The 26043-nt window shown below is 65.6% G+C and carries 28 protein-coding genes and 1 tRNA gene; 13 read left to right on the top strand and 16 right to left on the bottom strand.

Annotated elements, in window-relative coordinates; genetic code table 11:
* From GKC28_RS01910 to GKC28_RS01920, 3 genes are all read left to right on the top strand, one after another.
* Positions 1-868 (top strand): GNAT family N-acetyltransferase (locus GKC28_RS01910; RefSeq protein ID WP_174144858.1); only part of this gene is annotated, 868 nt, incomplete at its 5' end.
* 88 nt (positions 869-956) lie between these two features.
* Positions 957-1712 (top strand): SDR family NAD(P)-dependent oxidoreductase, encoded by a 756-nt coding sequence (locus GKC28_RS01915; protein WP_174144859.1) that lies wholly within the window; start codon positions 957-959, stop codon positions 1710-1712.
* 282 nt (positions 1713-1994) lie between these two features.
* On the top strand, positions 1995-2549 hold the full coding sequence (locus GKC28_RS01920) for a sugar O-acetyltransferase (protein WP_174144860.1): 555 nt from the start codon (positions 1995-1997) through the stop codon (positions 2547-2549).
* Positions 2550-2708: 159 nt separating this feature from the next.
* On the opposite strand, the gene GKC28_RS01925 is transcribed toward GKC28_RS01920, so the two are convergent.
* From GKC28_RS01925 to GKC28_RS01935, 3 genes are all read right to left on the bottom strand, one after another.
* On the bottom strand, positions 2709-4517 hold the full coding sequence (locus GKC28_RS01925; protein WP_254604126.1) for an ABC-F family ATP-binding cassette domain-containing protein: 1809 nt from the start codon (positions 4515-4517) through the stop codon (positions 2709-2711).
* A 63-nt stretch (positions 4518-4580) separates the two neighbouring features.
* A complete protein-coding gene (locus GKC28_RS01930; protein ID WP_174144861.1) occupies positions 4581-5327 on the bottom strand; it encodes a GNAT family N-acetyltransferase in 747 nt (248 codons plus the stop codon).
* 64 nt (positions 5328-5391) lie between these two features.
* The gene (locus GKC28_RS01935) at positions 5392-5865 is read right to left on the bottom strand and encodes an outer membrane protein assembly factor BamE (protein ID WP_174145080.1); all 474 of its coding nucleotides are present in this window, start codon (positions 5863-5865) and stop codon (positions 5392-5394) included.
* A gap of 101 nt (positions 5866-5966) precedes the next feature.
* Between GKC28_RS01935 and GKC28_RS01940 the strand changes: the two genes are divergently transcribed.
* The 8 genes from GKC28_RS01940 (at position 5967) to GKC28_RS01975 (ending at position 12922) form a co-directional block, all read left to right on the top strand.
* Positions 5967-6503, top strand: a complete 537-nt coding sequence (locus GKC28_RS01940) for a DUF177 domain-containing protein (RefSeq protein ID WP_174144862.1) — start codon at positions 5967-5969, stop codon at positions 6501-6503.
* A gap of 224 nt (positions 6504-6727) precedes the next feature.
* Positions 6728-6934 (top strand): 50S ribosomal protein L32, encoded by a 207-nt coding sequence (rpmF, locus tag GKC28_RS01945; RefSeq protein ID WP_174144863.1) that lies wholly within the window; start codon positions 6728-6730, stop codon positions 6932-6934.
* A gap of 37 nt (positions 6935-6971) precedes the next feature.
* A complete protein-coding gene (gene plsX / locus GKC28_RS01950; RefSeq protein ID WP_174144864.1) occupies positions 6972-8084 on the top strand; it encodes a phosphate acyltransferase PlsX in 1113 nt (370 codons plus the stop codon).
* A 17-nt stretch (positions 8085-8101) separates the two neighbouring features.
* A complete protein-coding gene (locus GKC28_RS01955) occupies positions 8102-9073 on the top strand; it encodes a beta-ketoacyl-ACP synthase III (protein WP_174144865.1) in 972 nt (323 codons plus the stop codon).
* 101 nt (positions 9074-9174) lie between these two features.
* A complete protein-coding gene (ihfA, locus tag GKC28_RS01960) occupies positions 9175-9477 on the top strand; it encodes an integration host factor subunit alpha (RefSeq protein ID WP_008207184.1) in 303 nt (100 codons plus the stop codon).
* Between the two features lie 15 nt (positions 9478-9492).
* Positions 9493-11475: a MerR family transcriptional regulator gene (locus tag GKC28_RS26305; RefSeq protein ID WP_254604127.1), complete on the top strand. Its 1983-nt coding sequence runs from the start codon at positions 9493-9495 to the stop codon at positions 11473-11475.
* Between the two features lie 165 nt (positions 11476-11640).
* Positions 11641-11717 (top strand) — tRNA-Pro (locus tag GKC28_RS01970).
* 125 nt (positions 11718-11842) lie between these two features.
* Positions 11843-12922 (top strand): 2'-deoxycytidine 5'-triphosphate deaminase, encoded by a 1080-nt coding sequence (locus GKC28_RS01975; protein WP_174144866.1) that lies wholly within the window; start codon positions 11843-11845, stop codon positions 12920-12922.
* Between the two features lie 16 nt (positions 12923-12938).
* On the opposite strand, the gene GKC28_RS01980 is transcribed toward GKC28_RS01975, so the two are convergent.
* Positions 12939-13472: an Lrp/AsnC family transcriptional regulator gene (locus GKC28_RS01980; RefSeq protein WP_174144867.1), complete on the bottom strand. Its 534-nt coding sequence runs from the start codon at positions 13470-13472 to the stop codon at positions 12939-12941.
* Positions 13473-13543: 71 nt separating this feature from the next.
* Between GKC28_RS01980 and GKC28_RS01985 the strand changes: the two genes are divergently transcribed.
* A complete protein-coding gene (locus GKC28_RS01985) occupies positions 13544-14698 on the top strand; it encodes an MFS transporter (protein WP_174144868.1) in 1155 nt (384 codons plus the stop codon).
* Here GKC28_RS01985 and GKC28_RS01990 read toward each other — a convergent pair.
* The 10 genes from GKC28_RS01990 to GKC28_RS02035 all read right to left on the bottom strand — a co-directional run bounded on the left by GKC28_RS01990 (position 14691) and on the right by GKC28_RS02035 (position 23527).
* Entirely contained in the window at positions 14691-14888 is a 198-nt protein-coding gene (locus GKC28_RS01990) for a hypothetical protein (protein ID WP_174144869.1), read from the bottom strand. The two genes, GKC28_RS01985 and GKC28_RS01990, sit on opposite strands and share 8 nt — an antisense overlap.
* 81 nt (positions 14889-14969) lie before the next feature.
* On the bottom strand, positions 14970-15653 hold the full coding sequence (gene scpB / locus GKC28_RS01995; protein ID WP_174144870.1) for an SMC-Scp complex subunit ScpB: 684 nt from the start codon (positions 15651-15653) through the stop codon (positions 14970-14972).
* Positions 15653-16447 carry a ScpA family protein gene (locus tag GKC28_RS02000; RefSeq protein ID WP_174144871.1) on the bottom strand — a complete coding sequence of 265 codons (795 nt, stop codon included), beginning with the start codon at positions 16445-16447 and terminating at the stop codon, positions 15653-15655. Before GKC28_RS02000 ends, scpB begins: the two co-directional genes overlap by 1 nt.
* Positions 16440-17444, bottom strand: coding sequence for a beta-N-acetylhexosaminidase (gene nagZ / locus GKC28_RS02005; RefSeq protein ID WP_174144872.1), 1005 nt, complete (start codon positions 17442-17444; stop codon positions 16440-16442). Before nagZ ends, GKC28_RS02000 begins: the two co-directional genes overlap by 8 nt.
* 122 nt (positions 17445-17566) lie before the next feature.
* Complete coding sequence (locus GKC28_RS02010) at positions 17567-18784, bottom strand: SPOR domain-containing protein (protein WP_174144873.1); 1218 nt, start codon at positions 18782-18784, stop codon at positions 17567-17569.
* 118 nt (positions 18785-18902) lie between these two features.
* Positions 18903-20648: an arginine--tRNA ligase gene (argS, locus tag GKC28_RS02015; RefSeq protein ID WP_174144874.1), complete on the bottom strand. Its 1746-nt coding sequence runs from the start codon at positions 20646-20648 to the stop codon at positions 18903-18905.
* Positions 20649-20818: 170 nt separating this feature from the next.
* The gene (locus GKC28_RS02020; protein WP_174144875.1) at positions 20819-21157 is read right to left on the bottom strand and encodes a YciI family protein; all 339 of its coding nucleotides are present in this window, start codon (positions 21155-21157) and stop codon (positions 20819-20821) included.
* Positions 21154-21453: a YciI family protein gene (locus GKC28_RS02025; RefSeq protein WP_174144876.1), complete on the bottom strand. Its 300-nt coding sequence runs from the start codon at positions 21451-21453 to the stop codon at positions 21154-21156. Before GKC28_RS02025 ends, GKC28_RS02020 begins: the two co-directional genes overlap by 4 nt.
* 145 nt (positions 21454-21598) lie before the next feature.
* Positions 21599-21991, bottom strand: a complete 393-nt coding sequence (locus tag GKC28_RS02030; RefSeq protein WP_174144877.1) for a GFA family protein — start codon at positions 21989-21991, stop codon at positions 21599-21601.
* A gap of 384 nt (positions 21992-22375) precedes the next feature.
* Positions 22376-23527, bottom strand: coding sequence for a deoxyguanosinetriphosphate triphosphohydrolase (locus GKC28_RS02035; RefSeq protein WP_174144878.1), 1152 nt, complete (start codon positions 23525-23527; stop codon positions 22376-22378).
* Between the two features lie 90 nt (positions 23528-23617).
* On the opposite strand from GKC28_RS02035, the gene GKC28_RS02040 reads away from it, so the two are divergent.
* On the top strand, positions 23618-23941 hold the full coding sequence (locus tag GKC28_RS02040) for an iron-sulfur cluster assembly accessory protein (protein WP_174144879.1): 324 nt from the start codon (positions 23618-23620) through the stop codon (positions 23939-23941).
* Positions 23942-24049: 108 nt separating this feature from the next.
* On the opposite strand, the gene GKC28_RS02045 is transcribed toward GKC28_RS02040, so the two are convergent.
* Both GKC28_RS02045 and GKC28_RS02050 read right to left on the bottom strand, forming a co-directional pair.
* A complete protein-coding gene (locus tag GKC28_RS02045; RefSeq protein ID WP_174144880.1) occupies positions 24050-24967 on the bottom strand; it encodes a DMT family transporter in 918 nt (305 codons plus the stop codon).
* A complete protein-coding gene (locus GKC28_RS02050; RefSeq protein ID WP_174144881.1) occupies positions 24967-26028 on the bottom strand; it encodes a hypothetical protein in 1062 nt (353 codons plus the stop codon). The genes GKC28_RS02045 and GKC28_RS02050 overlap by 1 nt, the downstream gene beginning before the upstream one ends.
* Positions 26029-26043 lie beyond the last annotated feature (15 nt).

The raw sequence follows: 26043 nt of genomic DNA on the forward strand, positions 1-26043 counted from the left end.
CCCCCAGCCCCGCCCCCTCCAGCAATCGCCGGAATTCGCCCGCGCGCTAAAGGCCTGCGGCCAGGAGCCGCTGACGCTGGACGGCACAATGGTGCTTCAGCGCCGCCTGCCCGGCGGGCTGAGGCTGGCAATGGTGAACCGGGCAGACCTCTCCAGTCCCGCCCCGCTAATGTCCGCCCTGCGCACCAGCGGCCTGCACCGCGCCCCGCTGATCCTGTCGCCCGAATCCCCGGCGCCGCATCTTGCCCGCCTCGGCGCCGTGCCGCTGGTCTCGCCCGCCCACGCGGCGCTCTGGGATCTGACAGGCAATCCGGACCAGCGCCGCGCGGCGCTGCATCAGAAATGGCGCAACCGGCTGAAACACGGCGAAGTGCAGAACCTCCGCCTTACCCGCCAGAACCTGCCGCATGACGTGCGCCACTGGTTGTTCCGGGCCGACGCCAAACAGCAATCTGCCCGCGGCTACCGCAGCTGGCCCATCGGCCTCACCCTCGCCTACGCGCGTGAGAACCGGGGCCAGGCCAAGCTCTTCCAAGCTTTCGAGGGCAAGGAACCCGTCGCCGCCATCCTGATCCTGACCCACGGCAGCACCGCCACTTACCACATCGCCCACACCACTGCCCGCGGCAAACAGCTCAGCGCGCATCCCCTGCTGCTGTGGGAAGCCGCCAATTGGCTCGCCGCCAAGGGTATCTGCCGCCTCGACCTTGGCCTCATCAATACAGAGGACGCCCCCGGCCTCGCCCGCTTCAAGCTCGGCACCGGCGCCCATCTGCACCGCCTGGGCGGCACCTGGGGCTTCTGGCCGCCGCTCGGCCGCATCTTAAGCCCGCTGGCACGGCTCGACTGCGGCCTGATGGGCGACTGAACATCCGCGACGTCCCGTCCCGCTGGACAGGCGCCCGGCCTCTCCATTATATGAACACATGTTCAGATAACCGGGAGGAGCCCCGCTCATGAAACTTGCAGACACCGCAGCCGTCGTCACCGGCGGCGCTTCGGGCCTGGGGGAGGCCACCGCGCGCTACTTTGCGGAACAGGGCGCCCAGGTCACCATCCTGGACCGCGACGCCGAACGCGGCACCCAAGTGGCGCAGGAGATCGGCGGGCATTTCGCCCAGACCGATGTGACCAGCGAGGAGTCGGTTTCCGCCGCCATCGCCCATGCGGCGGAAAAGATGGGCCGGATCACCGCCTGCGTGAACTGCGCGGGCATCGCCATCGGCGCCAAGACCGTCGGCAAGGACGGTGCGCACCCCTTGGATGCCTACAAGCGCACCATCGACATCAACCTGGTCGGCACCTTCAACGTCGCCCGCCTGGCGGCTGTCGAAATCGCCAAGAACGCGCCCGATGCGGACAACGCCCGCGGCGTGATCATCAACACCGCCTCAATTGCTGCCTTTGACGGGCAAAAGGGCCAGGCCGCCTATGCCGCCTCCAAGGGCGGGGCTGCCGGCATGTGCCTGCCGATGGCGCGCGATTTGGCCTCGCTGGGCATCCGGGTGATGACCATCGCGCCGGGCATCTTCATGACCCCGATGCTGGCCGGGCTGCCGGAAGAGGTGCAGCAGCAGCTGGCGGCCGACGTCCCCAACCCCGCCCGCCTGGGCGACCCGCGCGAATACGGCCGTCTCGCCGGTTTCATCGTCGAGATGGGCTACCTCAACGGCGAGGTCATCCGCATCGACGGCGCCCTGCGCATGCGCTGACCCCCTGCCGCTGAGACCGGGTCAAGGGCCGCATGAGCGGCGGCGCCTGCGCCGTTTACCCTTGAGGCGGTCTCAGCGGTTCACACACTGGAAAACGCGCCTTCAGGGCAGATCTGCCCCTGAAGCGCTTCTCAGCAAATCCTTCGGCGCTGCGCAAGCAGCGCCCGGCCCAAGGCCGCACAAAGATGCCTCGGCACAGTCAAGGCATCTGCGGGCGCGGGAGCCCTCCGCCATTTGACAAGCCGCCGCGCCCGGTGTCCTCTCCCCGGCAAGGAGACACCGATGACCAAAACCGAACGGCAGAAGATGCAGGCGGGCGATTGGTACTGTTGCCTGGACAGCGAACTGGCGGCGTTGCGCCACCAGGCCCGCGTTGCAGTGCACCAGCACAACATGGCGGCCCCTGATCCGGCTGAGGTCTTAAGCCCGCCGCTTGCCAAGCTCTTTGTCGGCCACGGCGAAAACTGCCTGATCGAGGCGCCGTTCCACTGCGCTTACGGCCTCAACATCACGCTCGGCAACAACGTCTATTTGAATGCGGGCTGCACCATTCTGGACACTGCGCCCGTGACCATCGGCGACGGCACCATGCTGGGGCCGAATGTGCAGATCTACTGTGCCCAGCACCATAAGGACAGAGACTTACGGGCGAAGGGCCTCGAAATCGCATACCCTGTCACCCTGGGCGCTGATGTCTGGATCGGCGGCGGCGCCATCATTCTGCCGGGCGTCACCATCGGCGATGGCGCCATTGTCGGCGCCGGGGCCGTAGTCACCCGCAGCGTGGCCGCCGGCCAAACAGTGGCAGGCAATCCGGCCCGCCCCCGGAACGGGTGAACCGGCCAGTGATCAAACCGTAAAGCCTGCGCCCGCGCCCTTTACACTTCGTTCACATTTTCTGATGAATTCCAAAGTTTTACGGCAGGAACTTTGACCAAATGTTTCGCGCGCGAAACATTTGGTCAGCCTCTCTGTCCTAACTAAAAAAGAGCCGCTTCAGCCTTCGGCCTTTTCCTCCAGCAGCAGCCATTCTTCCTCGGCCGCCGCCAGCTTTTCCTGCCGCTCCACCAGCGCCTCTGTGGCCTTCTTGAACTTGACCGGTTCGCGGGTGAACAGCTCCGGATCGCTCATCAGCTCCTGTAGCTTGCCGATCTCCGCCTCCAGCCGCGCGATCTCACCCGGCAGCACCTCCAGCCGGTGCTTTTCCTTGAAGCTTAGGCCGTCCTTGGGCTGGCTCTCCTGCTTCGGCTTGGGCTTCGCAGGCTTCGCCTTCTCAGGCCGTTCCGCCGCCTCCAGCGGGCCGCGCTGCGCAAGGTAGTCGCTCCAGCCACCGGCATAGGCCGTGGCCTTGCCGTTGCCTTCCATTGCAATGGTGGTGGTCGCCACCCGGTCCAAAAAATCCCGGTCGTGGCTCACCAGCAGCACGGTGCCGTCGTAATTGTCCAACAGCTCCTGCAGCAGGTCCAGCGTCTCGACGTCCAGGTCGTTGGTCGGTTCGTCCAAGACCAGCAGATTCGAGGACCGCGCCATCAGCCGCGCCAGCAAGAGCCGCGCCTTCTCGCCGCCCGAGAGCGACCGCACCGGTGCCCGCGCCTGGCGCTCGTCGAACAGGAATTCCTTGAGGTATCCCACCACATGTTTCGGCTGGCCGCGCACCATCACCTGGTCCGCCTTGCCGGAAATCCCCAGCAAGGGGTCGGCGGTCAGGTTCTCCCACAGGGTCGAATCGCCATCCAGCTGGTCGCGGGTCTGGTCGAACAGGGCGATCTCCAGATTGGTGCCCAGCTGCACCTTTCCGGCATCCGGCTCTTCCATGCCCAAGAGCATCTTCAAAAGCGTGGTCTTGCCCGCCCCGTTGGGGCCGACAAAGGCCACCCGGTCACCGCGCTGCACCTTCAGCGAGAAATCCTTGACGATCTGCTTGCCGCCGAACGCCTTGCTCAGCCCCTCGGCCTCGATCACCTTGCGGCCCGATTTGGGGCCTGCTTCCAGCGCCATCTCGGCAGCGCCCTGGCGCTTGATCTGGGCAGAGCGCTCGGCCTTCAGGTCCTGCAGCGCCCGCACCCGGCCCATGTTGCGCTTGCGGCGGGCAGAAATGCCTTCCACCGCCCAGCGGCTTTCCGACTTGATCAGCCGGTTCAGCTTGTGGCGCTGCATGTCCTCGTCTTCCCAGACCTTGTCGCGCCAGGCCTCGAAATGCTCGAACCCCTTCTCCTGACGGCGCACCTCGCCGCGGTCCACCCACAGGGTGGCGCGGGTCAAGGCCCGCAGAAACGCCCGGTCGTGGGAGATCAGAACAAAGGCCGCGCGGGTGGCTTTGAGTTCATTCTCCAGCCATGTGATCGCCTCGATATCCAGGTGGTTCGTGGGCTCGTCCAGCAGCATCAGGTCCGGCGCTTCCGCCATCAGCTTGGCCAGCGCCGCGCGCCGCCGCTCGCCTCCGGAGGCGGTTTCAACGGGCCGGGCAGGGTCGAACTTCAGCCCTTCGCCTGCGCGCTCCACTTTGTACATCTCGCCGGGGGCCAGCTCGCTGGCGGCAAAATCGCCCAGCGTCGCAAACCCCTCCATCTTCGGGTCCTGCTCCATGTAGCCGACGGATTTGCCCGGCGGCACCACGATGTCGCCCTGGTCGGCTTCAACAATCCCCGCCATCACCTTCATCAAGGTGGACTTTCCGGAACCGTTGCGGCCCACCAGCGCCACCCGGTCGCCGGGCTGCACCACCAGATCGAGATTGGCGAAAACCGGATCTCCCCCAAAGGTGAGCGAAATGCCGGACATCTGCAAAAGAGGAATTCGTGCCATGCCAGCCAGCTACCCCGGCGGCAAAATCGCGTCAACGCCGCATCTTCTTCTTTGCAAAAATACTCAAAGCCGCCCGGCCACCGCCCGCAGCAGCCGTTTGCGGGTTTCCGGGATCGCGCCGATTTCCAGGCCGGTGAACACGTGCAGCGTGCTCATCTGCCGGTCAACCACCGCATGATCGCTGACCCAGCCGCCCATGATCAGATATGTCCGCAACAGCGGCGGCATCATCTGCAAGGCTTTCTTGGCATCCGTGTCCTGCGGCGGCTCAGCAGTAAAACGCACCACCTCAGGCGCCTTTATGCCAGGCCGCCACTGCGCCGGCGCCAGATGCCGCTGCCGCAGCAGCGCCAGTACCTCTGTGTAAGGCGCGGCAGCGGTGCCCGCAAAGGACGAGCAGCCAAACAGCATCTTCACGCCCAGCCCCTCCACCAGGCCCGTCATCGCCCCCCAGGCGACACGCAGGATGTCTGCATCCTGCCGCTCCGGATGAATGCAAAAACGGCCCAGTTCGGCCATCCGCCCCTCAAAAGCCTGCAATGATGCCAGCTCATAGAATTGCGCCGCATAGCTCTGCGCCAGCTGACCGCCGCTTTCCAGCAGCAGCAGCCGGAAGCAGCAAACCAGCGTGCCGCCGGCTTTCTCCTCCACCAGGACGTGGGAACACAGGCTGTCATAAGGATCGCTGTCCGTGCCGCCGGTCCGGAAGCACAGAGTCCGCAGGGATTGCGCCGCCGCCACGTCCGCCGCCCCGGCGGCCAGCCGGGCGCGGTAGCGCCCCCTGCTCAGCAAAATCTCAGGTTCCGCCACATCGGCCTCCAGCTTTCCAGCTCAGCCCATAGCATATGCGCTGTGACAGAGCAGAGAAGCCGTCCTATTCGTCGTTCAGCAGCTGACCGGGGGCGAAGTTGCCCAGGTTACCCAAGAGCTGGCGCAGGAAGGTGTTGTCCTGCACGCCGGAACTGGTCACGCGGCGCTCCAGCGGCACCACCTTGCCGTCCTCCAGGCCGAAGCGCTCGATCGCCTGCACCACGCCAGAGGTGTCAAAACTGATCGCCACCAGGTCTCGCGCCACCGGCTCCGGCGCCTTGGCGCCGTAGTGGCGGAACCGGGTGGCCACGTAGTAATAGCCGCTTTCGTTCAGCACCCCGGTTGAGGACGGGATGCCGATGGTCTCTGCCACCGAATCCCGGGTGTCAACGCCCGGCACCACCTCGGCCAGCAGTTCCGGTGCCGGCACATATCCGTGCTTGCGGTAGACAGAGGTACAGGCCGTCAGGGCCAGCCCCGCTGCCGCAATTACTGCCCCGCGCAAAACCGCCTTGAAGTGAAATGCCTTTGCAACCATGACTGCCCCCCAGCCTGCCGCCATGACCGGCGGCTTGAATACGTCTTTCAACCCGATTACCTAATGACCGCCTCCGGTTCAAGAAACGAAAGTCCCCGAATATGTCTGACAGCACCGCTTTGCGGGTCGCGGACCTGCCGCAGAACGCCCCGACCGCTTTTGAAATCATCCCGGACAAAGAAGCCCTGGCCGCGCTGGCGGCGGAATTGGGGGTGAACGGTTTGCGCAAACTGCGCTTCGCCGGAGAGATCAAGGCGATAGGCAAGAAGGACTGGAAATTGACCGGCCGGCTGGGGGCAACCGTGGTGCAGGATTGCGTGGTGACGCTGGAGCCGGTGACCACCCGGATCGAGGAGCCGGTGGAGATCACCTACCTGGCCCGCATCGAGACCCCGGAAGGCGCCGAAGTTGAGATGCCCGAGGATGACAGCATCGAACCGCTGGGCAGCCACATCGACCCCGCAGCAGTCATGGCAGAGGCGCTGGCGCTGCACATACCCGCCTACCCGCGCAAGGTCGGCGCCGAACTGGGTGAGGCTGTCTATGCCGAGGATGGCATTCAGCCGATGCGCGACGAGGACACAAGACCCTTTGCCGGCCTCGCTGCCCTGCGCGGCCAGCTGAAAGATGAGGACTGAGGACAGAATTTTTGCGGTGCAGAAAATCGCCTCTGGCGCCGCCCTTCTGCCTGTCTTAAAAAACAGCTTGCGCCAGCGGAGATTCGCAGTATTTTCGCGCGCTCATCGGAATTTTTGGTTGGACAATGCTTGGGCAGACGCCTAAACGCACGTCAGACTGATCGAACAGAATGCAATCGCGCCGCGGGGATGGCCCCAAGGCCCAAACAGACAAAGGTTGAGACATGGCCGTCCAACAGAACAAAGTATCCAAATCGCGCCGCAACAACCGCCGCGCGCACGATGCACTGGTTGCTGCGAACCCGAACGAATGCGGCAACTGCGGCGAGCTGAAACGCCCGCACCACGTTTGCCCCTCCTGCGGCCACTACGACGACAAGGAAATCGTCGCAGCTGCAGACGAGATCGCGATCGATGAGGACGCGGCATAAGCCACGGACAGGATCCTGATGCCAGGCAGGCTTTCGCATGACGGGTAAACCCGATCAAAATCAGGCAAAAGCCGGCCGCATCACCATTTCTGTTGACGCCATGGGCGGAGACGCCGGCCCTGCTGTAGTGGTGGCCGGCATTGCCATGTCTGCAGAAAAGAACCCGGACATCGGGTTCATCCTGCACGGGCCTGCCGAGCAGCTGACACCTCTGGTCGCCAAAAAGCGCGCGCTTAAGGGCCGCGTGGAAATCCGTGACGTCCGCGACGTGGTCACCATGGAGGACAAGCCCTCCCAGGTGATGCGCAACGGCAAGGGCACCTCGATGTGGTCGGCACTGGATGCGGTGAAGAACGGCGAAGCCTCGGGGGCGGTCTCCTGCGGCAACACCGGCGCACTGATGGCCTTGTCGATGCTGCGGCTGCGCAAGCTGCCGGGCGTCAACCGGCCTGCCATCGCCATCCTGTGGCCGTCGCTGAACCCGCAGGGGTTCAATGTGATGCTGGATGTTGGCGCCGACGTGAAGGCGGATGCCGAGGATCTGCTGCAATATGCCCTGATGGGCACCTCCTATGTGCGCAACTCGATGGACATCGCCTGCCCCCGGGTGGGGCTGCTGAATGTCGGCACCGAAGAACACAAGGGCCGCGCCGAGCTGAAGGAGGCCTACGGGCTGATCGCGGACAACGCAGAGCAGGCGAGCTATGAGTTCGTCGGCTTTGTCGAGGGCAGCGACATCCCCGGCAATGCGGTGGACGTGATCGTCACCGACGGCTTTACCGGCAATGTGGCAATCAAGACCGGCGAAGGCACCGCCCGGGTGATGCGCACCGCCCTGCGCGAGGCATTCGAATACTCGTTCCTGTCGAAGATTGCCGCGATTCTTGCAATGACCTCCCTGAAGCGGCTGTCGAAACGGATGGACCCGCGCCGGGTGAACGGCGGCGTGTTCCTGGGCCTCAACGGCACCGTGGTGAAATCACACGGCGGCGCCGATGCCACCGGCGTCTCCGCTGCTGTCAAGCTGGCATTCCGGCTGGCTCAGCACGGATTCGCCGAAAAGCTGGCCGCGCGGGTTGCATCTGCCGGCCTCCATACCCAAGATAATACTGCCCCCCGCGCGATGCGGGCGGCCACCGAAAAAGACTGAAATAGGCAGGCAGACGGATGACGCGACGCGCGGTAGTTGTTGGCACAGGCCACTATCTCCCCGAACGGGTGGTGGAAAACGCGGAATTCGAAGCCACGCTGGACACAACGGACGAATGGATCCGCAGCCGGTCCGGCATCGAACGCCGCCATTTCGCCGCTGAGGGAGAGACCACATCGGATATGGCCGCCAAGGCAGCTGAGCGCGCTTTGGCGGACGCAGGCCTGACGGCAGATGATCTGGACGCCATCGTGGTGGCAACCTCGACCCCGGATCTCACCTTCCCCTCTGCCGCCACCATGGTGCAGTCCAAGCTGGGCATGACCAAGGGCTTTGCCTTTGACGTTCAGGCGGTCTGCGCCGGTTTCGTCTATGCGCTTTCCAACGCCAGCGCCCTGATTGCCTCGGGCCAGGCGTCCCGCGTGATGGTGATCGGCGCGGAGACCTTCAGCCGGATCATGGACTGGACCGACCGATCCACCTGCGTGCTGTTCGGCGACGGCGCCGGCGCCCTGCTGCTGGAAGCACAGGAGCAGCCCGGCACCAACACCGACCGCGGCATCCTGTCGACCGACCTCAATTCCGACGGCCGCTACAAGGATCTGCTGTACGTCGATGGCGGGGTCTCCACCCAATCTACCGGCCACCTGCGGATGCAGGGCAACCAAGTGTTCCGACACGCGGTCGAGAAGCTGGCCTCCACCGCCAATACCGCGCTGGACCGCGCCGGCCTCAGCGCCGCAGATGTTGACTGGATTGTGCCGCATCAGGCCAATATCCGCATCATTCAGGGCACCGCCAAGAAAATGGGGCTCAGCATGGACAACGTGGTTGTAACCGTGCAGGATCACGGCAATACCTCCGCCGCCTCCATTCCGCTGGCCCTGTCGGTCGGCAAAGAACGCGGCCAGATCAAAGAAGGCGATCTGATCGTGACCGAGGCCATTGGCGGCGGCCTGGCCTGGGGTGCTGTTGTGCTGCGCTGGTAACGGCGCGGTTCGAATTTCCGCCCGAATTCCCCGGTGCAATTCATTGATATTGACAGGGAAATTCCCTCCGCCCTATGCTTTGGCAAACAACGGGGATTGGTATGGGCGAAAAAACACTGACACGAATGGATTTGAGTGAAGCTGTTTTCCGGGAAGTCGGCCTGTCGCGCAACGAAAGCGCACAGCTGGTGGAAAGCATGCTGCAGCATATGTCGGATGCCCTGGTGCGCGGTGAACAGGTTAAGATTTCCTCGTTCGGCACCTTCAGCGTAAGGGACAAGTCGGCCCGGGTCGGGCGCAACCCGAAAACGGGCGAAGAAGTGCCGATCCAGCCGCGCCGCGTGCTGACCTTCCGGCCCTCCCACCTGATGAAAGACCGCGTGGCAGACGGCAACCGTAAGTAACGGGACCAATAGGCCATGTCGAAATCACCGGACGCCTTCCGCACCATCAGCGAAGTTGCGGAATGGCTGGACGTGCAGGCGCATGTTCTGCGCTTCTGGGAGAGCAAGTTCACCCAGGTCAAACCTGTGAAGCGCGCCGGCGGGCGGCGCTATTACCGGCCTGCGGATATGCAGCTGCTGGGCGGGATCAGGAAGCTGCTGCACGTTGACGGATTGTCTATCAAGGAAGTGCAGGCTCTGTTGCGCGAACAGGGCGTGGCCCATGTCGCCAGCCTGTCGCACCCGCTGGACGGCGGGGAAGAGCCCGCCTCTGAGGCCTCGCCGCCAGCGGACACTCTGGGCGATGACTGGCAGCAGTCGCTGGAGATGAGCGCGGAGGCGTCCGCCGGGGACAACGCCGAAGACAGCAATGTGGTCGGCTTCCCGCAGTCCACCTTGCCGGACCCCCCTCCGCCTGCTTCCCTTTCCACACCTTCCCAGGCTGCTCCACGGCCCGAAGCCGCCGCTGCGCCGCAAATGCAGATGGACCTTGCGCCGCCCGCCGCAAACGGCAGCACTGATCCTTCCGGCGAGGCACCCGCCGCCCCTGCGGCAGAGCCGCCGGCAGCCGCAGTAGATACGGCCGGACAGACCGCGGATGCTGCCCCGTTCGATGTTCACCCGGTGGCAGCGCAGTCAGCATCCGAAGCCGCACCGGAGGCACAGACTGAGGCAGAGGACACGGAACTGCCTGCCGCCGGATCCGCGCTTCAGGATCAGGAACCGCAAGCCGCTGAGCCCCCCCTTCTGCACGACGGAGCTGCTGCGCAGGACCAGCCTGCCGCACCTGCGGCCGGGGCGCCGCAGGATCTGTTCGCTGGTGAAAGACGCGCAGAGCCGGCCCCCGCCGTGCCGCCACTGGAAGACATTCCGGAACCTGTGGCCGCGCCGGAAACGGCTGACAGGGCAGAGGACCAGCAGCCGGACTTTTCCGCTGCGCCCGCGGCCGCCGGAGACGCGGCCCCGGCGGCACCTGAAGCGGCTGCAGCCGGCGAAGACACTTTGGAAACCGCGCCCGAGCCGCCAGCAGAACCTGTCCCGGAAGCGCCTGCCTCCCCGCTGGAAGATATCGCGCCGTTGACCGGCCAGGAGCATTTGCCGGAGCCAGAAGCAGACGCCGAAGCCGCCTCTGCTGACAAGCCAGCCCTGGCCGCTGACGAGCTGCCGCCTGCGGCCGCGCAGCAGCCGGAGGACGACGTGCTGGAAGCTGCCGCGGAAGAGGCAACTGAGACAGCCCTTGAAACACCGCCAGCGCCGCTGGATGAGATTGCCCCGCTGACCGGCCAGGAATACCTGTCTGAAACGGAAGCGGAACCGGACGAGCCGGAGCAAGGTCTTACCGTTGCGGAGACGCCTCTTGCCGCCGGCTTGCCTCTGGCCGGAGACATACAGGAACCGGAACCCGCTGCCGCATCTGCGGAGCTTGCGGAGGAGGACATCACCGCAGCCGTTGCGACGGAAGACCAGATGCCGGTTGCAACAGAAACTGCACAGCCGGAGCCTGCGCCGATGACGGACCCGGAACCGGCAGAAGACACATTGGTTGCCGCCGCAGGGATGCAGCCCGAGGAACCGCTGGACTTCATCGTTTCCGCCGAAGAGCCCATGCAAGCCGCGCCAGAGCCGGAGCAGGATCTTCCTGCTGATCCTGCTGCGGGCTTCCCGCCGCACGATCTTGACGAGGCCGCCCGCCAGGTTGACGCGCTGCAGTTCGCCGGCGGCTTCAACGGCAGCGCGGATGAAAACGAAGAAGTGACGGCCCGGGCCGATGCAGAGACGGACCCGCAGCCGGAGGCGATCGAAGAAGCACCGGCAGAGGAGGAGCCTGCCGCCCCTGCCCCTGTGCAGCCCGGCGTCCTGGCGCTACTGGCGGAAACCCGCAGCCTGCCGCCGCAGTATCTGGCGGCCGTTTCCGCCTGCGCCGAGGAACTGCGCACGCTTGTTCAGAACAGGCACTGAAACCGGCCATCCGGAAACACGGAGCGGCTTCCAGGCCGGAAAAACGGCTGCCGCATGCGTCTGCTGCGGCAACTGCTTCTGCCTGCTGAATTTCTTTGCCGGGCTGCAAAAAATCTTGCCGCCCCCTCTTGCCCCTGCCGCGAAAACGGTTAGAAGGCTTTGCAACGGGCTATGGCGCAGCCTGGTAGCGCGTCCGTCTGGGGGACGGAAGGTCGCAGGTTCGAGTCCTGCTAGCCCGACCATATGAAAAACGCCCGGGTGTTTGCACACCCGGGCGTTTTCGTATCCGGCGCAAGGCTTTGGCGATTGCGCAACGGGGCCGTTTGGGCCAGCATCGCCGCAAAGCCGGCGCGGAGGGGGACAGGACATGACAGGCGTATTGCCCAGCCAAACCATTGAAATGATGCTGGAGCGCGGGGAGATCACCGTCAGCACGCCGCTGGTGGAGGGCCAGGTGCAGCCGGCCAGCCTCGACCTGCGCCTGGGCAATGTGGCCTACCGGGTGCGGGCATCGTTTCTGGCCGGCCAGGGCCGCAGCGTTTCCGACCGGCTGACCGAGTTTGAGATGCACCGGATCGACCTGAGCAATGGCGCGGTTCTGGAAAAGGGCTGCGTCTATGTGGTGCCGCTGATGGAAGGGCTGGCGCTGCCGCTGGACGTCTCGGCCGTCGCCAATGCCAAAAGCTCCACCGGGCGGCTGGACCTGCTGACCCGCACCCTCACCGACGGCGGCGAGGAATTCGACCGCATCAAGCCCGGCTACACCGGCCCGCTGTATGCCGAGATTTGCCCGCGCTCCTTCTCGGTGCTGGTGCGCCCCGGCATGCGCCTCAATCAGATCCGCTTCCGGACCGGCCAGGCGGTTCTGTCTGATGCCGAACTGAAGATGCTGCACGCCGGCACCCCGCTGGTGGATGGCGAGGCGGTGATCGAGGACGGGCTGGGCTTTTCCGTCGATCTAAAGCTGCCCGGCACCGATCTGGTCGGCTACCGCGCCAAACCGCACACCGGGGTCATCGACCTGGACCGGATCGGCGAATACGACCCGCAGGAATACTGGGAGGAAGTGCGCACCCGCGACGGCCGCATCATCCTGGACCCCGGCGCGTTCTATATTCTGGTCAGCCGCGAGGCGGTGCATATCCCGCCTGCCTATGCCGCCGAGATGGCGCCTTATCTGGCGATGGTGGGCGAGTTCCGGGTGCATTACGCGGGATTCTTCGATCCCGGCTTCGGCCATGACGCCGCCGGCGGCACCGGCTCGCGCGGGGTGCTGGAGGTGCGCTGCCACGAGGCGCCCTTTGTGCTGGAGCACGGCCAGGTGGTGGGCCGCCTGGTTTATGAGAAAATGGCCGAGGTGCCGGAACAGCTCTATGGCGCCGGCATTGCCTCCAACTACCAGGGCCAGGGGCTGAAGCTGTCGAAGCATTTCAAAACGCCGGAGTAACCCTTCCGGCGCCGCCTCAGCGCTTGATGTACAGCTCTTCCTCCAGCTCATCGCTGACACCGGCCTGCACGGTGCGCTCCAGATGGGTGGAGAGCGTCATATAGGTGCGGGTGCCGCGCACCCCTTCGACGTCATAGATGCGGGCCAGCAGCCCCTCCAGCGCATGCGGAGACGCCACCCGCACCTTGAGGATCAGGCAGGTGTCGCCGGTGGCGGTGTGGATCTCCTCCACCTCCGGCCAGGCCTCCAGCGACAAAAGCTCTGCCGTCTTGCCCCAGCCCACCGTGTCGACATGGATGAAGGCCAGCATCGGCTTGCCCACCGCAGGCCCGTCCAGCTGCGCCACCGTCGCCCGGATCGCGCCGGAGGCCCTGAGCCGTTTCACCCGCTCATGCACCGCCGGCGCAGACAACCCGGCCACCTGCCCGATAGCCGCATAAGACAGCGTCGCATCGACGCTCAGCGCGCCTAATATTTTTCGGTCCAACGCGTCCAGAACACGGGCAGCCCCGCCGTTTCTCCGAACCTCATCTGTTTTTTCCCTGACCATATCCGCCCGCCCTTCACAGAACTTCATTCAGCACATAGCAAAGATACCTGAACATTCTTCAAGGTAAACCCATGCGAACCCCGATTCTGATCCTGATGAGCGCCATTGGCGTGATTGGCGCGAACTCCCTGCTGCTGTCGCCGGTGGTGACGGCGGTCAGCCAGACCCTGGATGCCACCACGGCAGAGGTGATGCGGGCCGCCAGCGCCTATGGGCTGGGGGTGGCCGCCGCGGCGCTGCTGCTGGCGCCTCTGGGGGACCGGATCGGTGCCGGGCGGGTAATGCGGGCGGCACTCTTGCTGCTGGGGGCCGGGCTGGGCGCCAGCGCCGCGGCGCCGGATGTCTGGACGCTGATGGCGGCGCAAGCCCTCTGCGGGCTGGCGGCGGGGGCCGCCCTGCCCTCGATCTACACGCTGGCGATGGTGATTGCCCCCAAAGGGCGCGAGGCGCAAGTGCTGGGCTATGTGCTTGCGGGCTGGACCGTATCGATGGTCCTAGGCGTCAGCGTCAGCGCCTGGGCCACTGATCTGGCAGGCTGGCGCGCGGTCTATGGCACCCTGGCGGGGGTGGCGCTGCTGCTGTGGGCCGCCTCCGCTTCGCTGCGGGCCGCGGGCAGCCCCAGCGGCCAGGCGACCTCGCCGCTGACGGCCCTGCGGGTGCCGGGAATCTTCCGCGGCCTCCTGGCAACCGCGCTGCTGATGATGGGGTTCTACAGCAGCTATTTCTTCACTGGCGCCCATATCACAAAAGGATTGGGCCTGAGCACCACCCAGGCGGGCCTGCTGCCGCTGTTTTACGGTATCGGCTTCGGCCTTGCGGTGCTGCTGGATCCGCTGCTGGACCGGCTGGGGCTTGCCCGCGCCACCGCACCTGTGCTGCTGGCGGTCACAGCCAGCTACCTTCTGATGATGGCAGTTGCGCAGGAGTATTTGCTGCTGATGGGCGCTGCCTTAGTCTGGGGGGTGTTCCAGCATCTTGCGCTCAATTTGCTGGTGGCGCGGCTCACCGCACTGGAGCCTGCGCAGCGCGGCGCCATCATGGGGCTTTACAGCACCGTCACTTATCTCTGTGTTTTTGCAGCGCCCTTTGCGGGCGGGCTGCTGTTCGCAGGCTGGGGTTTGGCCGGCTGCCTGATGCTGTCCGCTCTGCTGGCGCTCAGCGGCGCGGCTGAGGCGCTTGGTCTCCGGGGCAAACCCGGCGCACTGCCTGCCGGTTCCGCTACTTAACCTTGGGGATGCGCGACCTTGCATTGCGCAATTTGCGCTGCGGGCTGGGGCCGGACCCGAATCCCGGTGCTGGCCCATTGCTCTTGCCCAGGCGCTTCGCGCCGTGTTGCGCGGCGCGGCGCAGCCCGGCATTGACCGCGCGCCCGATCAGGCGGCGCAGCACCATGCGGATGATCCAGTTCGCATTCATGTCCTCAGCCCTCTTTCAGCCCTGCCCGCTCCTTTAGCAGGGTAATGCGGCAATTTCCGGGCGTTCTGAGCCGCGGAGGCGTCACTCCTCGAACAGTTCCGCCTGTTCTTCCGCTTCGTCGTCCTCGTCGCCGTTCTGACCCAGCGGCAGGCTGCCCGGCGGCGGCCGGTTCTCCAACAGGCCCGCGGCGCGCAGCTCTTTCAGGCCCGGCAGGTCGCGGGCGCTTTCCAGGCCGAAATGATCCAGGAACACCGGCGTCACCACAAAGGTCACCGGGCGGCCCGGCGTCATCCGGCGGCGGCCCAGGCGGATCCAGTCCATCTCCATCAGCTGGTCGATGGTGCCGCGCGAGACCGACACGCCGCGGATTTCCTCGATCTCCGCCCGGGTCACCGGCTGGTGATAGGCCACGATGGCCAGCGTCTCGATCGCAGCGCGGCTCAGCTTGCGCAGCTCGGTGGTTTCCTTCTGCATCAGGAAGCCCAGGTCCGGCGCGGTGCGGATCGCCCAGGCATCACCCAGACGCACCACCCGCACGCCGCGCCCCTCATAGCGCTTGCGCAGATGCTCCAGCGCCTCGCGCGGGTTGCAGCCATGCGGCATCCGGCCCTCAAGGTCGCGCAGGGTCACCGGCTCGGCACTGGCAAACAGCACCGCTTCCACCATCCGCTCCTGCTCTGCCATCGGCGGCGCATCGAACAGGGTGTCATTGTCATCGCGCACCGGGGCGCCCTGGCCGTGGCCGTCCATGATCTGGTCTTCCATCAGCTATCCTCGTTCAAGCTGCGCAGCTGGATCGGCGCAAATGTTTCGCTCTGGCGCAGCTCGGCCTTGCCTTCCTTGACCAGCTGCAGCGAGGCGGCAAAGGTCGCCGCGGTGGCCGACCGCCGCTTCACCGGATCGCTGTGCCAGCCGTCCGGCAGATAGCTGATCAGGTCGGTCCAGTCTCCGGTGAAGCCCAAAAGGTGGCGCATCCGGTCCAGCGCCTCCTCCATGGTGAAAACCGAGTCGCGGTCCATCACGAAGGGGCGGAAATCCTCCTTGGTGCGGATGCGGGCATAGGCCTGCATCAGATCCAGCAGGTTGGCGGTATAGGTGACAGTCTTGATCCGGGCGACACTCTCTTCCTCGCCGCGGGCAAAGAAGTCGCGGCCCAGCCGGTCGCGGGCCATCAGCCGTGCCGAGGCGTCGCGCATCGCCTGAAGGCGCTCCAACTGGAACGCCAGGTGGGCGGCCAGTTCTTCGCCCGACGGGCCCTCTTCCTCCGGATCGGGGGGCAGCAGCAGGCGGGATTTCAGGAACGCCAGCCAGGCCGCCATCACCAGGTAGTCGGCGGCCAGCTCGATCCGCAGCTCCTTGGCCTTCTCGACAAAGGCCAGGTACTGTTTCGCCAGCTCCAGCACCGAGATCTTGCGCAGGTCCACCTTCTGGGTGCGCGACAGCGTCAGCAGCAGGTCGAGCGGGCCTTCGAACCCGTCCACATCGACAATCAGGGCCTCGGCCGCCAGCCGCTCCTCTACGCTTGTGTCCGCTTCTGAAAAAAGTGACTGCTCAGCCATACACCTGCCCGCCCATGAGGGCGGCAAGTTCGTCTTCGGCAGCCTGAATGTCAAGGTCTGCAGGCGGGCGCCGGGCCGCCAATGCGGCCTCTGCGCGGGTCTGTGCCGCCGCTGTCATGGCACCGGCAGCCTCCGCCACCGCAATGCGGTCTGCCAGCGGCGCGTTGCACAGCAGGACCACGTCGCAGCCCGCCGCCAGCGAGTCCCGGGTGATGTCTGTCAGCGATCCCCGCAGCGCCTTCATCGAGATGTCATCGGTCATCACCAGCCCGTCAAAGCCGATTTGCTCGCGGATCAGCTGCATCATCATCGGCGAAGTGGTGGCGGGCCGGTTGTCATAGGCGTCATAGACCAGATGCGCGGTCATCCCCAGCGGCAGATCGTTGAGCGCCTTGAAGGCCGCGAAATCAGTCTGTTCCAGCAGCTCGGGCCGGCTGGCCACGTGCGGCAGGTCCAGATGGCTGTCGGCGGTGGCCCGGCCATGGCCGGGGATGTGCTTCAGCACCGGCAGCACGCCGCCGTCCAGATGTCCCTGCGCCACGGCGCGGCCGATGGCGGCCACCGCCTGCGTGTCCTCGCCATAGCAGCGGTTCTTCAGGAATTCATGGGTCTCCGCGCAGGCCACATCGGCAATCGGGGCGCAGTTGCTGTCGATGCCCAGGTTGTGCAGCTCATGCGCGATCAGCCGGTAGCGCAGGTACATGGCGCGCTCCGCCCCGGCGCCAGCCCGCTGCACATGCTCCAGCGGCGGCAGCCATTGCCGTGCCAGAGGCGGCACCAGCCGCTGCACCCGTCCGCCTTCCTGGTCGATGGTGATCGGGCAATCGCGGCCCACCGCCTCGCGGAAATCACCGCACAGGGCACGCACCTGCTCCGCGTCTTCGATGTTGCGGGCAAACAGGATGAAGCCGAAGGGATCGGCGTCGCGGAAGAACGCCTTTTCATCCGCGCTCAGGCGCAGGCCGCCGGCGTCAAGGATGGTCGCTCCGTAGGTCATGATGGCCCTCTGCAATGCCCCAGTGCTGTGTCCCGGAAAGGGTTGCGCCCGCCCCGTGGGGGGCGGGGCGGGCGCTGCCCGGCCTTGCGGCCGGGCGGTACATTAATCTGCTGTCCGTACTGTTACCGGGTGGTCACCGGAATGCAATCGGCATTGCCCGCGACCAGTGCCGAACAGAACCGGCGCGCGTCCGACAGCCCGTCAAAGCCCATTGCCCGCAGCCGGTAGAAGGTGCGGCCGCCGCTCTCGGCGCGCTGGATCACCCGCTGCTTGGTTTCCAGATACTCCGGGAAACGGGCGCTGATGCGGTCCCATTCGGCGCGCGCCACTTCGGGGCTTTCATAGGCGCCCAGCTGCGCAAGGCGGGTGCCGGCTGCCAAGGTGGCCGGGTCCACATCGACCGGTGCGGCCAGCGCTGCCGGTGCGGCAGCGGCCGGAGCCGGGCTGAACCGTGCGGGACGGGCCGAGGGCCGCAGCGAGACCTTGACGCCGGGCGCATTCAGCAGCGCCGGAGACGCGGTGGCAGCGGCCAGCGCCGGCTGCAGCGGTTCCGGCTGCACGATCGCAGGCGCTGCCGCAGCGGCGGGCACCGGGACCGAGACATTCTCGGCCTCGCGGGCCAGTTCCGCCACCAGTGCGTCGATATCGCCGTTCTGGAAGGAGGCAACCGCCTCCCCGCTGACGCCCGCTTCCGCGCCAGGGGCCGCCGGAGCATCAGGCTCCGCCGGGGCGGCAGGCAGCTCCGCAACCGGCGCGGCCTCTGCGGCCAGTTCCGGCAGCGGCTTGTCATCTTCGGTGAGTTCAATGGCAGAGGGCGCCAGGGTCAGCCGGTCGGCAGGCGCCTCGGCGCTGCCGCTGGCCGCCACCGCGTTCACCGCCAGCCCCTGGTGATCCGCTTGGCTGCCGCCCGGATTCTCCGGCTGCTCGCGCATCGGGCCCTCGGCGGCACGCACCACCGGCACGCCGCTGACGTCGCGCATCACCAGCTTGTAGCCCCAGAAGCCGACGCCCGCGACCAGTGCGATGGAGGCCACAGCGCCCAGAATGCTCAGGCTTTTGGAGAACCGCGCCCGCAGGCTCGCCGGGGCCGCAGCATAGGCGGCGTAATCATCAGCGCCATAGCCCTGCCCCTCCGGCTGGTAGCCGTAGGCCGGGTCTTCATAGCCATAGTCCGGCTCCGCGCCCGGCCCGGTGTACTGCTGGCCGGTGTACGGCTGCCCTGCATAGCTCTGATCGGAGTACTGCTGCCCGTAAGGGCCGCCAGTTGCGGTGTACTGCTGCTGCCGGTCACCGCCCTGTGAATAGGCGTGGCCATGGCCCGCCTGCGCAAAATACGCCATTGTCCGCCTCACTGCCCGGTATGGCGGCGCCTTTTGGCACCGCACTCCCAGATCTCTTGAACTGCCTCGTTCCGGCGGAGTGCGCGATTTATGTCCGCAAGGGCTTGCGCCCCCTTGGTTATCGCATCTCTTCTGCCGGTTTCACGCCAAGAATACCAAGACCAGCGGAAATGACAACGGAAACGGCCCGGGCCAGAGCCAAATTTGCATGTGTTGCCAATTGGCTGCTCTCGTTAACGAAACGTAAACCTTCGCTCGACTTGCCCAGGTGGTACAGCCCGTGCAGCTCGGAGGCGAGGTCGTAGAGGTAGAAAGCCACCCGGTGCGGCTCATGGGTGCGGGCGGCGATTTCCACCTGGCGCGGCCACTCTGCCAGCTTCTTGGCCACCGCCAGCTGCGCCGGATCGGCGATCAGGGTGAGGTCGGCCCCCTTCAGCGTGGCATCATCTGCCGCAATGCCTTGCTCCTCTGCCTTGCGCAGGGTCGAGCAGATCCGCGCGTTGGCGTATTGCACGTAGAACACCGGGTTGTCCTTGGACTGCTCCAGCGCCTTGTCGAGGTCGAAGTCGAAGCCCTGATCGTTCTTGCGCGTCAGCAGCATGAAACGGGTGACATCCGGGCCGACCGAATCCACCACATCGCGCAGGGTGACAAAGGTCCCTGCCCGCTTGGACATCTTGAATTCCTGGCCGTCCTTGAACAGCTTCACCAGCTGGCACAGCTTGATGTCCAGCGGCACCTTGCCGTCGGACAGCGCCGACACCGCCGCCTTCATCCGCTTGACATAGCCGCCGTGGTCGGCGCCGAAAATGTCGATCAGCTCGTCAAAGCCGCGCTCCACCTTGTCGTAGTGATAGGCGATGTCCGGCGCGAAATAGGTCCAGGAGCCGTCGGATTTCTTCACCGCCCGGTCCACGTCGTCGCCGTGGTCGGTGGATTTGAACAGCGTCTGCTCGCGCGGCTCCCAGTCGTCGGGCTTCTTGCCCTTCGGCGGCTCCAGCACGCCCTGGTAGATCAGACCCTTGGCTTCCAGGCTGGCCAGTGCCGCCTCGATCTTGCCGGTGCCGTAAAGCGACTTCTCGGAGTAGAACTTGTCCATCTTGATGCCGAGCTGGGCCAGATCCTCGCGGATCAGCTCCATCATCGCGTCGGTGGCGAACTCGCGCACTTCGGCCAGCCAGACGTCCTCGCCCTTGCCGACATAGGCATCGCCTACCTTGTCCTTCAGCGCCTGGCCCACGGGAACCAGGTAGTCGCCCGGATAGGTGCCGTCGGCAAAGGCCACTTCCTGCCCGTGCGCCTCCAGGTAGCGCAGGTAGACGGAGCGCGCCAGAACATCGACCTGGCCGCCGCCGTCGTTGATGTAGTATTCGCGGGTGACGTCATAGCCGGCATAGGCCAGCAGCGCCGCCAGCGCATCGCCGAACACCGCGCCGCGGGTGTGGCCCACATGCAGCGGGCCGGTCGGGTTGGCGGAGACATATTCCACATTCACGCGCTTGTCCGCGCCCATGTCCGAGCGGCCGAAATCCGTACCTGCGTCCAGGACCGATTTCAGAACCCCCTGCCAGACGCCCGGCGCCAGCCGCAGGTTGAGGAAACCGGGGCCGGCCACCTCAGCCGAAGTGATCCGTTCATCGGCCGCCAGCTTGGCCGCCAGCGCCTCGGCAATATCGCGCGGTTTCATCTTCGCGGGCTTGGCCAGCACCATCGCCGCATTGGTCGCCATGTCGCCATGGGCGGCATCGCGCGGCGGCTCCACCGCCACATTGGCAAAATCGAGCCCCTCGGGCAGCGCGCCTTCGCCGGTCATGGCGGTGAGGCTGTCAATCACAAGCGTGCGGATATCGGTAAAGAGGTTCATGTCTGGCGTCCCAACTGTTCAGCACTGCGGATACCGGGGGCGGCAGGAAGGGTCAACAGGATTGCAAAAGGCAGCCCGGCGCCTAAGGCAGGCCGCATCGGAAAATTCGAATTTTCCGGCCAATTTTCTTGCCGAAGAAAATTGCGCCGCTGCCGCGGCGCCGGCCTCACTCACAGAACCGCGGTGCGGTCTTCCAGCATCTTGCCCCAGATGAAGATTTCGTAAGAGCGGAAGGCGGGCACGTAAAACGGATCGCCATGGATCAGATGCTCCACCTCGATGCGGTCCTCGGCCTCGACAATCCACAAGGCGCCGCAGAAATCGCCATCGGTGTCCGGCTTCAGCCCGCCGCCGATGCGCAGCTCCGGGTGATCCTCGACATAGGCCACATGGGCATCGCGCCGGACCTTGTCGGCGCGGATATCCATCATCGCCGGTGCATCGCGAAACAGCACCGCCCAGCGGGTCAGCGCCGGCGCGGATTTGCGGGCTTCACTGGCGGCGGTCACGAGAACATCCCCTGGATGGCCGAGGCCGTGCCCCATTCGGTGATCTTGTAGGTGCGCAACGAGGCCACGTAGTACGGGTCCTGCAGGATCAGCCGCTCCACGTCCTGGCGGGTCTCTGCCTCCACGTTCCAGATCGCGCCGGGAAAGTCCTGCATCGGCCGCATCGCCAGCGCGCCGCCGATCTGCAGCTCGGGCCGCGACCGCACAAAGGCGATATGCGCCTCGCGCCGCTTCTTGTCGCTGCGCACCCGGTCCATGTCCGGCTTGTCCGTGAATGTGACGGTCCAGCGTGCCATGGCTTTCCCCTCGTAATGCCTCCCCTCGCGGATAGCGCCGATGCCCCGCAGCATCATAGGGCCAGATCATAACACGGCTTACGGCCAATTTGGAAAATCACATGGCACGCAAGGCGGGCAGTCCACCCGCCCTGCGCTGCCATGCCTAGGCCGGATGCCCCTGCGACTGCTTTGCCCCGTCGCAGATTTCATACCAGCCAGGCTTCTCGCCAACAAACTCATGGAAGCTGTTGCTGACCTCCAGCGCCCCGTCCAGCGCATTTGCAGCGATCGGGAAGCTCTCCTCCTCCGACAGGATCTCCCCCAGCGAGCTGCCGCAGATCCGGCAGAAGCAGCTGCCGTATTTATAAGGCGGCGCAGGCTGGTACAGCGCCACCTTCTCCCTGCCGGCAATCCAGCGCAGGTCGTCCTTTTTCACAAAGACAATGGTGCTGGCCCCGGCCTTGCGGCAGCGGGAGCAATGGCAAGTGCCCATCAAAGCGGGCTGCGCCAGCAGTTCGAACTTCACCGCACTGCAGCAGCAGCTTCCCTCAATCATTCCGGCAATCCTTCTGTTCAATTGACTTCACAAAGAACGTTACGTGAACATTCATCACAGCACAAGCCGCGGCAAGGCGTTGCGCAAGGGCCCGCCGCAGCGCACGCCCCGCTTGCGCGGCCTTAACCCCGATCTGCGAAAGTCACTCCCGCTGCAGCACATGGCGCGGGTCTGGCACCCCGCGTGAACAGGAGACCAGGACCCCCGAGACCACCTCCACAAAAGGTGCAGGGACGTCTGACTGATGAAGCTTTTGACCGGACCCGGGGCGCGCTGGCGCTCCGGCCCTATCCTCCGCCACCGTGGCGGCGCCGCCATCCCTATCCCGCCCCTTTGAAAGGCACGCAGGCAGAACAACAGCAAAACGGCAGCAGCCGGAAGCCTTTAGACCTCGACCTTCACCCCGATCAGCCGTTCATGCAGCTGCAGGGCAAAACGGTCGGTCATCCCGGCGATATAGTCCGACACGATCCGCGCCAGCGCGGTGCGGTCCGCTGCGGCCGCAATCTCGGCGTGCCAGCGTTCCGGCATGTCCTGCGGGTTGTCCAGGAAATAAGGAAACAGCGCCTCCACCACCTTGGCGACCTTGGCGCGTTTCTCCATCACCGAGGGCGCCCGGTACATGCGGGTGAACAGGAAGGCGCGGATGTCCTTCAGATCGCGCCACAGCGGATCAGAGAATTTCACCACCGGATGGCCCAGGCCGCGCACCTCCTCGACGCTTTGCACGCCGGTGTCCGCCAGCAGGCTGCGGGCGGTGCTGATCACATCCTCGACCATAAAGCCAAAGAACCGCCGCAGCGCCTCATGCCGCCGCCGGTTCGCATCCAGCCCGGGATACTTCCGGTCCACTTCGCCATAGGCCCTTTCCAACAGCGGCAATTGCGCCAGGTCATCATCGGTGAACAGCCCGGCGCGCAGCGCATCATGCAGATCGTGATTGTTGTACGCGATGTCATCCGACAGCGCCGCCACCTGCGCCTCGGCACTGGCGTGTGTGCGCAGCTCCAGATCGATGGCAGCATTGCACTCCGCCAGCGCCCAGGGCAGCTCCCCCGCCACTGGGCCGTTGTGTTTGGCAATGGCCTCAAGGGTTTCCCAGGTCAGGTTCAGCCCGTCAAACTCGGCGTAATGGCGTTCCAGGCAGGTGACGATACGGATCGCCTGGGCATTGTGGTCAAAGCCGCCGTAAGGCGCCATCAGTGCATGCAGCGCGTCCTCGCCGGTGTGGCCGAACGGGGTGTGGCCCAGGTCATGCGCCAGCGCCACCGCCTCGGTCAGCTCCTGGTTCAGCCCAAGCGCGCCGGCAATGGTGCGGCCCACCTGTGCCACCTCGATGGAATGGGTCAGCCGGGTGCGGTAGTTGTCGCCCTCATGCTCCACAAACACCTGGGTCTTGTGCTTCAGCCGCCTAAAGGCGCTGGCGTGGATGATCCGGTCGCGGTCGCGCTGGTAGGGCGAGCGGAAGGAGCTTTCCTCCTCCGGTACCTGCCGCCCGCGGCTGCGGTCCGGCCTCGTGGCATAAGGCGCATGCATTACAAATCTTTTCCTTGGCAAATCTTGCTGCCTGGATTGCACCTTTCTATATAATGCTTTGCGCTGCAACATCACCTTTGGAGAAACACGATGCAACTGCCCCCGAAAGTCACCGACCGCGCTTTTGCCCGGCTGGCCGAGATCGGCGCTGCGGATCAGGGCCAGGCGCTGCGGGTTGCGGTGGAGGGCGGCGGCTGCTCCGGCTTCCAGTACGAGATCGCGCTGGATGAGGCCAAGGAGGATGATCTGGTGCTCGAGGGCCAAGGCGAAAAGGTGGTGGTCGACAGCGTCTCCCTGCCGTTCCTGGAAAACGCGGTGATCGACTTCACAGAAGAACTGATCGGCGCCCGCTTCACCATCGAGAACCCCAACGCCACCTCCAGCTGCGGCTGCGGCACCTCGTTCTCGATCTGACGGCACGTTAGCGAATTCCCGGCCTTGCGTCAGGCAAGGCCGCGCCCGCCCCTTCAGCTGGGGGCGGGCGCTTTGCCCCCTGCGGGGCCCAACAGCCGGCTTTCAGGGCTAAGGGTCGGTCTGCAGCCGCGCGGCACTGCGCAAGCGCGGCATCGCCGGGGCAAACTGGTCCCACACCAGGTAAAGGCCAGAGGCAACCACGATGGCACCGCCGATGTAGGTGGAGGCCGGCGGGAACTCCCCGAAGAACACCGCGCCGATGACCGCCATCCAGATGAACTGCAAGTTCATCAGCGGGGTGACGGCATAGGAGGCCAAGAGCCGCAGCGCCACCACCAAGAGCCAGCGCGCCCCGAACAGGAGGAACGCATAGGCGGCCGCCCAGCCCGCATCCGCCAGCGGCATCGGCACCCAGACAAAGGGCAGCGCCAGCAGCATCGCGCCGCACAGCGTCAGGTTCGGATAGAACACCTGCGCCAGCGCGTTGCTTTCATGACGGCCGATAAACCGCGCCATGGTCATCGAAAACGTGCCGGACACCACCGCGCCGAAAGCAATCAGATGCCCCCAGGCTGAATGCGCCCCTCCATCGTAATGGGGCAGCAGGAACAGCACCCCTGCGAAGCCTGCCATCAGGGCGATCCAGGCCGCCGGGCGCACCGGCTCCTTCAGCACCAGCCCGGACATCGCGCCCGCCAGCAGCGGCATCAGGCCGATGAACACAAACACCTCGGCAAAGGGCAGCAGGCGGAAGGCATAGAAGAAACAGACCGCAGCGATCAGCGTCGCCGCCGAGCGCAGCGCCATCGCCCGCGGGCAAGCCGTGCGGAAGCCGCCGCGCTGCCCGGGCAGCCGGTCCGCCAGCAGGCAGAAGCCCGCCACCATGGCGCCCGACAGCGCATAAAGCTGCGCCGCCGCATACTGGCCCGCCAGCAGCTTGGTGATCCCGTCAGCTGAGGCGATCAGGCCGGTATAGGCCACCACCAACAGCGCCCCGCCCAAGGCCTGGTTGCGTGAACTGCCCATCACGCAGCCCCCGCGCTGCCCGCGCGGGCAAATCCTTCGAAGAAACCCGCAAACCCGGCGCAGCTGCGCTCTGCTGCGCAAAGCAGCCCGTGCTCCTCCTCGTTCAGCATCGCCTCGGCCCGCGCTTTGACCGCGCCCCAGCCGGACCGGCCTGTTCCGGCCTCGAAAACGGCTTCCGAAAGACTTTTCAAAATGCTCCCCCCCCGCAGCGCCGACACATGCACGCCCCCTGCGGGTACTGTCTGCCGGAACGCCGGGCGCCCGGACAGGATCATGAGCCAGTTAACGACAAAATACTCGTGATAAGAATCATGCGATCCGCGCAACTCTCGCTCTGATAGAGTAAAGGCGGAAACCTGCCTGTCAAGCCAGCCCTCCCAGGCGGCGGGCGGCTTCTGCCCCGCATAGCGCAGCGCGATGCAGATCTCGGCCAGCAGATCAGCGTTCTGATCAAGGAAGGCCACCAGGCCCGCAAATTCCAGGCTGGTAAGCGCCGCCTGCGGCAGCTGCGGATCACGGCGGCCGTACTCCGACAGGTAAAAGACGATGTGGGTCAGCTCATACGCGGCTTTTTTATTCGGGATCGCAAAGGTTTGCGGGCGCGAGATGAAGGCGCGCAGCCGGTCGTCCAGCCCGTCGTCGCGCAGGACCGCGCCGCGCCGTGCCAGCAGGCGGCGGGCCTCGGCCCGCTGCAGGTCCGACAGCTCCGCCTGCGCCAGCTCTTCCCGTTCGATCCATGCGGCCAGCTGCGCCCCGGTGCCGCCGGGCAGGCCCAGGTCCTCCAGATCCAGGCAGATTGACAGGATGAAACGGTAATACTGGCGGAAGAAGCTGATATGCCGCGCCGCACCGTCATAGAACCCCTGCAGCGGCGCCAGGGCCTCAGCGGCAACATCCGCCCCGGTGCATTCCAGAATGTTCAGAAGCTCGGCGTTTTCCTTGAGCCAGAACACGTCTTCCTGGGTGCGCCGGTGCGCGGCGAAACCGCCGATCAGCGCGGCATGCGCAGCCGCCCGGGACTGGCGGGCGGCGGGAGAGAAGAAGGGGATGATCTGAGCCATGGAAACCTCCTGCGG

It is taken from the genome of Leisingera sp. ANG59, from assembly GCF_013317235.1.
GTDB lineage: Bacteria > Pseudomonadota > Alphaproteobacteria > Rhodobacterales > Rhodobacteraceae > Leisingera.